Source organism: Bombiscardovia apis (genome assembly GCF_033095945.1).
Lineage (GTDB): Bacteria > Actinomycetota > Actinomycetes > Actinomycetales > Bifidobacteriaceae > Bombiscardovia > Bombiscardovia apis.
Genome location: NZ_AP026800.1, coordinates 1,172,487 through 1,184,596, shown reverse-complemented (window position 1 = coordinate 1,184,596; position 12,110 = coordinate 1,172,487). Strand labels below are relative to the sequence as shown.

Here is a 12,110-nt window from a genome sequence, read left to right as displayed (position 1 = left end):
CCCTATGATCTTCAATAGAGGTAGAACCTCTCATTGAGTTGATACTGGGGAACAGATCAAAAATCTCTTCCCGGCGTATCTTGCAGCAGGGATCATGTTGCACCCCCCCCCCGTAGATACTCTTAGAAAAGTTACGCTTATGAACAAGAACTCACGTATAGCGCTCTTAGTAGCCTCAGCTTGCTCCTTTGCTATGGTGCTCAGTGGCTGTGGAAATACTAGCAGCGATGCGGATAAGAAGGTCGAGTCGGACGGCTCTACCAACGCGATTATTAGTGTCTTCGGCTCGGAGCCTTCCAAGCCTCTGATTCCTAGCAATACCAATGAGGTTGGTGGTGGCAACCCCCTCGACATGTTGTTCTCGAAGCTGGTTCGTTTCGATGAAAAGGGCCGTGCTATCAATGAGATTGCCAAAGAAATCAAGCCTAATGCTGACATGACTCAGTACAAGATTACGATTAAGGACGGCTGGAAGTTTACCGATGGTACTCCCGTTACTGCCAAGTCCTTCACTCGCGCTTGGTCTTGGGGTGCTAACTCCAGCAATGCTCAGTTGAGCTCCAGCTTCTTCAACCCCATTAAGGGCTTTGACGAACTGCAAAAGCAGGGTGTTGATCCAGATGCGCAGCTTTCGGGCTTAAAGGTCATCGACGATAAGACCTTCAGTGTGGATTTGAACGCTCCTTCTTCGACCTTCCCCATCTTGGTTGGGTATACCTCGTATGCTCCGCTGCCAGAAATGTTCTATAAGGACACCAAGGCCTTTGGCGAGAACCCTGTCTCGGTAGGACCATACAAGTTCGAATCTTGGGAGCACAACAAGGCCATTAAGCTGGTCAAGAATCCCGATTACAAGGGCGAAATTAAGGTTAAGAATGGTGGTTTGGAGTTCAGGGTTTACTCTGATCCTGCCTCTGCATATGCAGATGTGCAGTCCGGCAACCTAGACGTATCTGACGGCATTCCTACCTCGGCTTTGAAGACCTTTATGACTGACTCAACGGTACAGGCAAAGTCTGAACCAGGTGCAGCTTTCCACTTCATCACCATCCCCACGACGATTAAGCACTTCGGCGAGGATCAAGAAGGCAAGCTGCGTCGTCAGGCCATCTCCATGTCGTTCGACCGCAAGCAGCTAGTCGATAAGGTGCTTGGCGGTACAGGCAAGCCTGCAACTGATTTCATTGCTCCTACGATTCCTGGTTATTCTAAGGATCTTAAGGGTTCTGATGTCTTGAAGTACAACCCCAAGAAGGCCAAGGAATTGTGGGAACAGGCCAACAAGATTAGTCCTTGGGGTGAAGACGAATCCTTCAAGATGGCTTACAACGCCGATGGCGGTCACAAAGATGTCTACGATGCTTTGTCCAACTCCATCAAGAACACGCTCGGTATTGAAGCAGCGGGTACTCCTATCCCAACCTTCAGCGAGTTTAATGGCAATATCAGCAAGCGTACGTTTGCGGCTAACAACACCGCTTTCCGTACCGGTTGGCAGCCTGATTATCCCTCACCCGAGAACTATTTGAAGCCCAAGTTCTCTTCTGCTGCTGCAGATGGTCATGGTTCTAATCACGGCGATTACAAGAATCCCGAGATTGATGCTCTGCTCGAAAAGGCAGCAGCAGCTAAGAGCACCGACTCTGCGAATAAGATTTATCAGCAGGCCGAGGAGATCTTATTCAAGGATTTGCCAACTCTTCCTCTGTATTACGGCAATGCCAAGGGTGTGGCTGCAAAGAACATCCATGGGTTTGCATTTACTTGGAAGGGCACCCCAGTTTATTGGGACTTAACTAAGTAAAACTGTGGTCTTAGGCCGCAGCGATCTGCGGCCTAAGACCACCACTAGACGTTGGCTTCAAACTGCACCAACCAGCAGTTTGAAGCATTTGTAACCGTTTTGGTTGGGTGCTGCTGGTAGACTGCTAACAGTGTTTTTGTGCGGGCGGAAGAAACACGCATATCCTGCCTGCGAATTGCAAAGGAGAAAAAGCCGATGGGCAAATATCTTCTGCGACGAATTCTGCAGATGATTCCTGTTGTTCTCGGTACGACTCTGTTGATTTACGCGCTAGTTTTCGCATTGCCAGGCGACCCTGTTGCCGCAATGTTCGGAGATAAGCCGGTCAACCAAGCCGTAGCCGCTCAGATACGATCGGAATACAACTTAGACAAGCCGTTCTTCGTCCAGTACTTCCTCTTCCTGAAGAACGCGCTGACTTTGAACTTTGGCAATACTTTTGCCGGTCAGCCGGTCATTAGCGTTATCGGCAGGGCTTTCCCTGTTACGATTCGCTTGGCTCTGATGGCGTTCGTATTTGAGGGTATCTTCGGTATTCTCTTTGGCATCGTTGCTGGTTTGACTAAGGGTAAGTGGAGTGATCAGATTATTCTGATCATCTCCCTCCTGCTCATCTCTGTGCCTACCTTCGTCACCGGCTTCATCCTCCAGTATCTGTTTGGTGTTAAATGGCATATTTTGCCAGCCACTGCTGGAGCGCAACCCGGGTTTATGGATCTACTGATGCCTGCTATCGTGCTGGGCTCGGTTTCTATGGCTTCAATTATTCGGCTAACCCGAACTGAGATTTCAACCAATATTTCTGAGGACTACGTTCGTACAGCTCGTGCAAAGGGTATGAGTAACTTCCAGGTTACCGTTCGCCACATTTTGCGTAACTCCCTGATTCCAGTGGTGACCTATTTGGGTGCCGATATCGGCGGCCTCATGGGCGGCGCTATGATTACCGAGCGTATCTTCAACATTCAGGGCGTAGGCAATACTCTGTATCAAGCCATTCTGCGAGGTGAGGGTACTCTAGTGGTCTCCATTGTAACCATCATGGTGATGATCTTCGTGGTCTGCAGCTTGGTAGTCGACTTGCTCTATGCGGTACTCGATCCACGCATTCGGTACGCGTGAGGGGTGAAGGATTGATGACAGACATGACTATGAACAGCGGTTCCGCTGAATCCAATGCCGACGTCTTCTTCCCAGATCCATTACCTGGGCAGGAGCGCTTCGTTGCACCCTTAGACAAAACTCCTTTGCACGACGTCGATTCCATCGATGAAGAGGCTCCTGCTACGAGCATGTGGGCCGACGCTTGGAAGACTCTGCGCAAGAATCCGATTTTTATTCTGTCGGCTATCTTGGTGGTTTTCGTTATTATCGTGGCCTTGTTCCCATCCCTGTTTACTAAGCAGGATCCTGTGGCTTGCAATCTGGAGCATTCGCTGGAAAGCGGGAGTGGAGCTCACCCATTCGGTTATGATCTCCAGGGCTGCGATGTGTATTCACGAGTAGTATACGGTGCGCGTACCTCGGTATCTATTGGCGTATTGACTACTATTTTGGTGACATTACTCGGTGGACTGATTGGTGCAATCGCTGGTTTCTTTGGCCGCTGGATTGATGCGATTTTGAGTCGTGTAACCGACATCTTCTTCGCTATTCCTATGCTCTTGGGCGCCATCGTGCTCTTGCAGATGTTCCGTACTTCAACGTCCATCTGGAAGATTGTGTTTACCCTGACTCTTTTCGGTTGGGTCAACATGGCTCGTATTACCCGAAGCGCGGTTTTGGAAGCCAAGAACCTTGAGTTTAATACTGCCTCGACTGCTCTGGGTTCTTCGCCCATGCGCAATCTGTTCAGGCACATCATTCCAAACTCATTGGCACCCGTCATCGTGATGGCGACCATGTCTTTGGGCTCCTACATCGTCTCTGAGGCAACCCTTTCCTTCCTCGGTATTGGTTTGCCTTCGTCCGTTGTCTCCTGGGGTGGCGATATTTCTACAGCCCAGAATCTATTGAGGACTAATCCGTCCGTACTCTTCTACCCGTCGGCAGCTCTGGCAATCACCGTGTTGGCCTTCATCATGATGGGTGATGCAGTGAAGGATGCCCTCGATCCAAAGACTCGTACGGCGTGAGTGGGGAGAACAGCATGAGTGAACAAACACAAATAGATGCGATGCAGTCCAAACTGCTCGAGACTCAGGTGTCCAATGGCCCCCTACTTGAGGTTAAGGATTTGCAGGTCGACTTTACTGCCGACGGCCGTTCCGTCCACGCTGTGACCGATGCATCCTTCAACGTATACCCCGGACAGTGGGTGGCAATTGTAGGTGAGTCTGGCTCAGGCAAGTCCACCTCTGCTATGTCTGTACTTGGCTTACTGCCGGGCACCGGCAAGGTCGTGGGCGGCTCCATGAAACTTCACGGCCATGAGCTGGTGGGGTTGAGTCGTAAGGACTACGAAGAGATTCGTGGACAGCAAATTGGCCTTGTTCCGCAAGACCCTATGAGCAATTTGAACCCTGTGTGGCGCATTGGTGCCCAGGTCAAGGAAGCTCTTGTTGCTAACCATATGGATGTGAGCAAGGAGAAGCGTTCTCAGCTGGCTAAAATGTTGGCCTCTGCTGAAGACGTGACCTTGAAGACTGAGGAAGATGAGCTTTTCATTGCTTCCAAGGACTTACCCGACTTGCTCGTAGCTGCCCGTGAGGCAGTGGTCGCAGCTGGGAAGACTGATCCTGACAAGGCTATGGAAGTGTTCCAAGCTCAGTGGGATCCGGGCTCGGAAACTCGCTGGGGCGTAGCCAAGAGCCTGATTAAGGCAGGCGTTGGTGACGACGAAGCTTGGGCTATTGCCAAGAAGTACGTCAACGGTTCTGACATGGATGACCGTATAGCTGGTCTGTTGTCTGAGGCTGGTCTGCCGGATGCTGCAACTCGTGCCCGTCAGTATCCGCATGAGTTCTCTGGCGGTATGCGTCAGCGTGCTTTGATTGCTATGGGCTTGGCCTCTCGACCTGACTTGCTGATTGCTGACGAGCCCACATCGGCTCTCGACGTGACTGTTCAGAAGAAGATTCTGGATCACTTGCAAGGTTTAACTGACTCCTTGGGTACTGCTGTGCTCTTCATTACTCACGATTTGGGCTTGGCTGCTGAGCGCGCCCAGCACATCGTTGTGATGTACAAGGGTAGGGTAGTGGAGTCTGGTCCCAGCCTCGATGTGCTTCAGCATCCCCAGCATCCCTATACCAAGCGACTGGTAAACGCTGCTCCCTCCCTCGCTTCTCAGCGTATTATCTCAGCCAAAGAGCACGGCCAAGATGCTGAAAGCTTGATGGAGCATCACGTTAAGGGTGAGCAGGCGCTCGAAAAGAGTGAGCACATCATTACCGTTGAGCATCTGACCCGTGAGTTCCGTTTGCCTCGCAAGAAGGAACTCTTCAAGGCTGTAGACGATGTCTCCTTCTCGGTCAAACGCGGTACAACGCTGGCTATCGTGGGCGAGTCGGGTTCGGGTAAGTCGACGGTTGCAAACATGGTTCTGCGCCTTCTTAAGCCCTCTTCCGGCAAGGTCATCTATGAGGGCGAAGACACGGCTGAATTCAATAACAAGCAATTGCTTGACTTCCGACGCCATGTGCAGCCGGTATTCCAGAACCCTTACGGTTCTTTGGATCCGATGTACTCCATCTACCGCTCTATTGAAGAGCCGCTGCGCATTCACGGTATCGGTGATAAGAAGTCGCGCCGGCAGAGGGTGAAAGACCTGCTCGAAATGGTAGAAATGCCAGCTTCGGTGATGGGTCGTTATCCCAACGAGCTCTCCGGCGGTCAGCGTCAGCGTATCGCTATCGCTCGAGCTATGGCTCTGAACCCAGATGTCATCATCTGCGACGAGGCCGTGTCGGCACTCGACGTGTTGGTGCAGGATCAGGTGCTGCGCCTGCTCAACGATTTGCAGGCAGAGCGTGGTTTGAGCTATCTCTTCATCACCCACGATTTGGCCGTAGTTCGCCAGATTGCAGATGAAGTAGTGGTCATGCAGCACGGCAAGTTGGTAGAGCACGCCACCACCGATGAAGTCTTCGAACATCCGCAGCAGCAGTATACTAGGGACCTCTTGGAGGCTATCCCCGGCGGCAAGCTGAGTTTGGGTCTAGACTAAGGCTTGGAAGAAAGAGGAGGTCGGCTTCGTAGTCGGCCTCCTCTTTTGCTAATGTGGTAGATAGCGTTCCTGAAGAAACGAGGAAATAATGGGATGGTTCGGTTTCGGTAAGAAGCATAAGAGCGATGATGAAGGGCAAGACAGCAAGAGCCTGATTACAGAAGAATCGCAAGAGAATACGAGTGAGTCAGTAGAAGATGAGCAAGCGTCGGACTCTGATCTCGACCAAGAGCGCGGCATTACTCGCGGTCCTTGGGATGTCAACGATGAAGAGGTTGTCAACTACGATGACTATCTAGATATTGGTGCTGTCAATCTGCCCTATCTGCAAGGTATTGAACTGCGTATCAAAGCCAACGGCCAATCAGGTGATATTATGGGTGCCACTATCTCCTATGGGCAGTCCAGCCTAGAAGTAGAAGCTTTTGCTGCTCCTAAGACCTTAGGGCTGTGGGACACCGTACGCCATGATTTGAAGGCAGGCAATCCTAAGGCTCGTGAAGTTGAGGGAACCTTTGGTACCGAGCTCATGCTTCCCGTCACCGTCAAGGGTAAGGAGTTCACCACCCGTATCGTGGGCGTTGATGGGCCGCGCTGGATGTTACGCGGTATTTTCTCCGGACCTGCTGCCAGCAAGGGCAAGGAACGCGAGACTCTAGATACATACTTCTCCAACATAGTAGTAGACCGTGGCGAAGAGCCATTGGCACCTCGCGATTTGATTCCTATGCACCAGCCCATCACTCCTGACCAGCGGGCAGCTGAGAAGGAAGAGTCAGAAGGTGATGACTCCTCTGCGTCTATCCCCGGCAAGCCCACCGGCCCCTTCGATAGTGACCAGCAGACGGAAGTTAAAACGACGCTGTCTCGTGGACCCATGTTCTCTGAGGTGCGCTAATCAGTGAGTAAACAAGCAAAGACCGGCATTGCGGCGCTTGGCTCTGAAGACTTTAACGTTTATCAAGCCATAGGCGGTGCCCGCGGTATCGCAGAATCCCTCTTGCCTGGGCTGGTCTTTCTTGTCATGTTCTTAGCCACATCCAACTTGCAGCTCACTGTTGCGGTGTCTGGAGGACTTGCTCTGCTGCAGTTGTTGCTACGGCTAGTCCAGCGGCAATCTTGGCTGGGAGCACTGACCGGCATTCTTGCTATGGCGATTTGCCTACTGTGGGCTTGGTTGTCAAGAGACGCTAGGAACTATTATCTGCCTGGTTTCATTACGAATGTGGCTTGGATTCTTGGGCTTTGTTTGACCCTGCTACTACGAGCTCCCGGCCTGGGCCTGCTTGTGGAGTACTTGCGTGAGCCGGTATTATCTGGCCTTAAAAAATGGTTGGAGCAATGGCGGCGGGATAGGGCTTTGTATCAGGCCTACTGGCGGGCAACGCTCTTGTGGATAGGTATGTTTGCGGCTCGTCTCTTAGTGCAATTGCCACTCTACCTTAATCATCGATTAGCTTGGTTGGGTTCAGCCCGGCTGGTTATGGGATTGCCACTCTTTGCTTTCGTGATATGGCTGTCTTGGCTGTGGATAGCCCAGCCTTATCATGACCATCATCGTGGCGAGCGTAGTGCGCAGAGCGAAGAAGACGAGGGCGCGCTTTAAGCTGGTCCAGCTATATTTACCAATGGCTATGCTAGGCGAAAGCAAACATAGCAGATGACGACCAAAACAAAAACACAAGATTTGAGCGGTATCAACGCTCAGCGGGGAGGACCGTATGCAAGTAACTGTTCGCGTGGAACGCTACGCCGACCAAGGGCGCTGTGTAGGCCACATAGACGGACAAGTTATCTTTGTGCGCTTTGCCTTACCTGGCGAGTTGGTTGAGGTAAACGTCGATTTACCAATCCGCTCCAAGCGCCGTTTCCTTACCGGTGAGGTAACTCGCGTACTGGAAGCGAGTCCTGAGCGTGTCGACCCAGCTTGGCCCATTGCGGGCCCTCTGGCTTGGGGAGGTGGCGTGGGCGGGGCTGACCTTGTACACGTGAGCTTGCCTGGGCAGTTGGCCTGGAAACAAGCAGTAGTGCAAGAGCAAATGAGTCGACTAGGTCATGTTGATACTACTGTGCCTGTAGTGAGGGCAGCAGGAGATGAAGAGCGTAAGGGCCTGTATTGGCGGACCCGTATTGACCTCATCGCCGATGAATCCGGACGCCCCTCAATGCGTCGTAGGGAATCTCACGAGCGGGTCGCTATCGAGGAGATGCCTCTGGCCACGCGTGAGCTCAACGATATGGCGAGCCAACTTGGAGTGTGGAACGGCGGTATCGAGCCAGGAACTCCTATCCGCTTAGCTTTGCCTCAACACGAGCGGATAGGGCAGGGTGATAACTTTGCTCTTATCTTGGGTAAAAAGGTGAAGGCTGGCAGGCGCAAGCTCGAAGAAGTGGTCACGGTTGGTGGTCAAGACTTTACCTACGAGGTAGACGCTTCTGGCTTCTGGCAGATTCATCGGCAGGCTCCGGCTTTGCTGGCCAATGCCGTTATTGAGGCAGTGCAAAGTCGTTTGAATACAGAGAAATCGCCGGTGATTTGGGACTTGTATTCCGGCTCTGGTCTCTTTACCCTGCCCTTGGCCAGCTTGACTGGGCCTAACACTCGCATGGCCAGCATTGAGGGCTCGCGCATCGCTGTAGCTCAGGCCCGGCACAACACTCAAGTAGCGGGTGTTTCTGGCAACGTAACGGCCCTAGCTGGCGACGTGGCGAAGACACTGGCCTCAGGACTGCCCAAAGAATTATCTCGGCCAGACGCAGTGGTTTTGGATCCGCCACGGGCTGGTGCCAAAGCTGAAGTCTGCCGTCAGATTGCTCGCTCGGGAGCGCCCATAGTGGCTTACGTGGCTTGCGATCCGGCCAGTTTGGCCCGCGATAGCGCAACCTTGACCGAGCTTGGCTACAACTTGGATTACGTTCAAGCTTTCGATATCTATCCCATGACCCATCATGTGGAGACCCTGGCGGTGTTCACCCGCTGAGAGCAGACTCGAAACATGCCCTGGTTACAATCAGTTGTCATGATGCATAGCCAGGGCAGTTTTATAAGAAGTCGGCGCGCTCGAAGCCTTGCCGTTTGTATATGCTTGTCTTTATTACTGTTGTGCTTGGGCGGCTGTGCTCCACGCGGTCGAGCAGTAGGGGATACTTGGCAGCCGGGCATTACCGTTGAGCATGACGGTGTCGATCGTTCCAATGCCAGCGTATTAATTGTTGCTCCCGCAGCTCAAAAGGAGCGCGAAGCAATGCAAGCTACCAACCGGCAAATCTGTAGTCTTCTCGAACACAATGGGATGAAAGCCTATTACGCAGACGCCAACGATTTACGCAGCCAAGAGCAAGCTGTTAAAGATGCGGTGGCCCGTAAGGTACATGCGATTCTCATAGAAGGTATGGCTTTGGGGGATTGGAACGTGACTCTCAACAAAGCTCGTAAGGCCGGAGTTGCTGTGGTATTGCTGGGGGAGGGCTACCAGCCGCAGGATACGAAACTCTTCGCTGCCCAGTTCACCATAGACAGGGATGACCCGACTGCCGTGCCTCTGGGCAGAGCTTTACAAACGATTATTGATGACCGTGAGCATGTACGTTCGCAAATGGTCAGCCTGCAAGATGACATGAGTCAGCATGAGCCTCAGGACCAACTGGAGGAACAACTGTGAGTACGCCGAATACCAGCCAGCCCTCTTTCCCGTCAGTAGCTGAATCGGGCTTGAGCTCGGCGCAAGTTCAAGAGCAGGTGGTCGCAGGTCAGGTCAACGCGTCGAAAGATGCCAGCTCGCGAACGCTCGGTCAAATCGTAAGAGCAAACGTGTTCACCCTGTTCAATGGAATCATTTTCGCTGCCATGATTGTAGTGCTGATTACTGGCCAGTGGAAAGACGCAGTATTTGGAATCATTATCATTATCAATACTGGCATCGGTGTGGCTACGGAGCTCAAAGCTAAGCGTACGCTCGATAAACTGTCGATTCTAGTGGCCTCGGACTTCTTTGTGCGAAGAGGCGGGCAAGATGTGCGGGTGCCTCACGACGAAATCGTCAAAGGGGACTTGCTCTGGGTTCGTTCTGGGGATCAGCTTCCCGCAGATGGAACGATTGTTCAAACATGGGGTTTGGAGCTGGATGAGTCCATGCTCACCGGTGAGTCTCGGACAATCCGTAAAACTGAGAGCGACCTTGTGTATTCGGGCTCTACTGCGGTTTCCGGCCTCGCTTTGGTTGAAGTCACTGCCGTGGGTGCATCCTCATACGCCTCCAAGCTCACGGCTCAAGCCAAGGTCTACAAGAAAACACATTCGGACTTAAACGAGGGCATCAACAAGATTTTGCGGGTGATGACTTTCGTCGTAGTGCCGCTGTGTGTCCTATTGATTTGGACGCAGCTGCACACGGTTGGCGGTTTGCAGGAAGCCGTAGCGAGCGGTGCTTGGCGGGGGGCTGTTGTCTCAGCTGTGGCCGGCGTGGTGGGAATGATTCCCGAAGGTCTCGTGCTCTTAACTTCACTTAATTTTGCCTTGGCTGCCATCCGTTTAGCTCGTCAAAATACTTTGGTTCAGGAGCTAGAATCGGTCGAGACACTGGCTCGGGTTGATGCTTTGAACTTAGACAAGACCGGCACTATTACCGATGGTGGCATTGTCTACGACTCTATAATTAATCTAGGGCAGGGGCCGCTGCTTCCCCTTGAACAAGCCCTCGTAGATGTATCCCATGAAGAGAATCCTAATGCTACAGGTTCAGCTATTCTTCAAGGACTGAGCCAGATACAGCCTTCTGAGAACGTGCCCACGCGTATTCCCTTCTCGTCAGCGCGCAAATGGAGTGCCATAACGGACAATTCTGGAAATACTTGGTACTTTGGAGCTCCTGAGGTTTTGCTTGCATCTCAAGAAGGCGTGTTTCCACACATTGAGGGTAAGGTTACAGCCCTTGCTGACCAAGGATACCGAGTCCTAATGCTAGCTCGGTCAGCTGGAACGACTTGTAATGACCAAGACGCAGTCTTGCCTGAGCGCTTGCAACCAGAAGCACTCATTACTTGTTCGGAGCACATTCGTGAGGACGCCCAGCAGACCTTGGCTTGGTTCCGTGAGCAGGGGGTGCGCTGCCGTATTATTTCAGGAGATAACCCCGCTACAGTGTCGGCGATTGCTGGACAGGTCGAACTCACTGGATCGAGTAAGCCTCGGGCTATGGATGCTCGCAAGTTACCCACAGACACAGCTGAACTCGCCAAGGCTCTAGAAGAGATAGACGTGCTCGGCAGGGTCCTGCCAGAGCAAAAGAAGGCCATAGTCCAAGCTCTACACTTGGGCGGGCACACGGTCGCTATGACTGGTGACGGCGTCAATGATTCCTTGGCGCTCAAAGAAGCTGACTTAGGCATCGCTATGGGTAATGCCGCGCCTGCTACCAAGGCTGTAGCTCAAGTGGTATTGGTCGATTCAAAGTTCTCTCACTTGCCCGACGTGGTGGCTCGAGGCCGTCAGGTGATGGCCAATATGGAACGCGTTTCAGGACTCTTCTTGGTCAAAACCGTGTATTCTGCTCTGATTTCACTGGGTGTGGTACTGAGCGCCATTCCCTTCCCTTACTTGCCTCGTCACATCACGTATATAGGTGCGCTCACTATTGGTACGCCCGCCTTCTTCCTGGCTTTGGCTCCCAATACGCGGCGCTACAAGCCCGGTTTTCTCAAGAGAGTCGTGGCTTTCGCTCTGCCTGGCGGCATTGCTACGGCCCTAGTAGTGCTAACGATGGCTTGGTGTTTGCCGGGCTTCATGGGCTGGAACTTGCGCAATGCTAACGACTTAGCTCAGCTACGTACCGTCTGTGCCATCGTCCTCTTCGCTATGGGTATCTTGGTGTTAGCTCGGGTTGCTCAACCTCTGCACTCTTGGCGGGGAATCTTAGTAGCGCTCTTTGTTGTAGCTGGTGTGATAGGAGCTTGCATACCGTTCGTCGCCCATTTCTTCGCTATCGTCTTGCCTACTGGGCGTTCGGCTCTTGCGACGCTTGCTGGAGTGGTTTACGGGCTGGCGGTCATGGGATTGGCAGTAGGTCTGCTGCCGGGCTGTATTGCCAAGCTCCAGCATCGGCGGGATTGAGTAGTTCAGACTGCATGGCAATCGCCCCT

Annotated in this window: 9 protein-coding genes; all 9 read left to right on the top strand. The window is 52.6% G+C overall.

What is annotated here, in order from left to right; genetic code table 11:
- Positions 1-139: 139 nt before the first annotated feature.
- The 9 genes from R8377_RS04650 (at position 140) to R8377_RS04610 (ending at position 12,081) form a co-directional block, all read left to right on the top strand.
- On the top strand, positions 140-1,804 hold the full coding sequence (locus R8377_RS04650; RefSeq protein ID WP_317642331.1) for a peptide ABC transporter substrate-binding protein: 1,665 nt from the start codon (positions 140-142) through the stop codon (positions 1,802-1,804).
- Positions 1,805-1,999: 195 nt separating this feature from the next.
- Complete coding sequence (locus R8377_RS04645; RefSeq protein WP_317642330.1) at positions 2,000-2,926, top strand: ABC transporter permease; 927 nt, start codon at positions 2,000-2,002, stop codon at positions 2,924-2,926.
- Between the two features lie 23 nt (positions 2,927-2,949).
- Positions 2,950-3,939, top strand: coding sequence for an ABC transporter permease (locus R8377_RS04640; RefSeq protein ID WP_317643710.1), 990 nt, complete (start codon positions 2,950-2,952; stop codon positions 3,937-3,939).
- Between the two features lie 41 nt (positions 3,940-3,980).
- Positions 3,981-5,972 (top strand): dipeptide ABC transporter ATP-binding protein, encoded by a 1,992-nt coding sequence (locus R8377_RS04635; RefSeq protein WP_317643709.1) that lies wholly within the window; start codon positions 3,981-3,983, stop codon positions 5,970-5,972.
- A gap of 88 nt (positions 5,973-6,060) precedes the next feature.
- Positions 6,061-6,870 carry a DUF3710 domain-containing protein gene (locus R8377_RS04630; RefSeq protein WP_317642329.1) on the top strand — a complete coding sequence of 270 codons (810 nt, stop codon included), beginning with the start codon at positions 6,061-6,063 and terminating at the stop codon, positions 6,868-6,870.
- 3 nt (positions 6,871-6,873) lie between these two features.
- Positions 6,874-7,578, top strand: coding sequence for a DUF3159 domain-containing protein (locus tag R8377_RS04625; RefSeq protein ID WP_317642328.1), 705 nt, complete (start codon positions 6,874-6,876; stop codon positions 7,576-7,578).
- Between the two features lie 115 nt (positions 7,579-7,693).
- The gene (locus R8377_RS04620; protein WP_317642326.1) at positions 7,694-8,953 is read left to right on the top strand and encodes a class I SAM-dependent RNA methyltransferase; all 1,260 of its coding nucleotides are present in this window, start codon (positions 7,694-7,696) and stop codon (positions 8,951-8,953) included.
- 105 nt (positions 8,954-9,058) lie between these two features.
- A complete protein-coding gene (locus tag R8377_RS04615) occupies positions 9,059-9,634 on the top strand; it encodes a type 1 periplasmic-binding domain-containing protein (RefSeq protein WP_317642325.1) in 576 nt (191 codons plus the stop codon).
- Entirely contained in the window at positions 9,631-12,081 is a 2,451-nt protein-coding gene (locus R8377_RS04610; protein WP_317642324.1) for an HAD-IC family P-type ATPase, read from the top strand. The genes R8377_RS04615 and R8377_RS04610 overlap by 4 nt, the downstream gene beginning before the upstream one ends.
- The last annotated feature ends 29 nt before the right edge of the window (positions 12,082-12,110 follow it).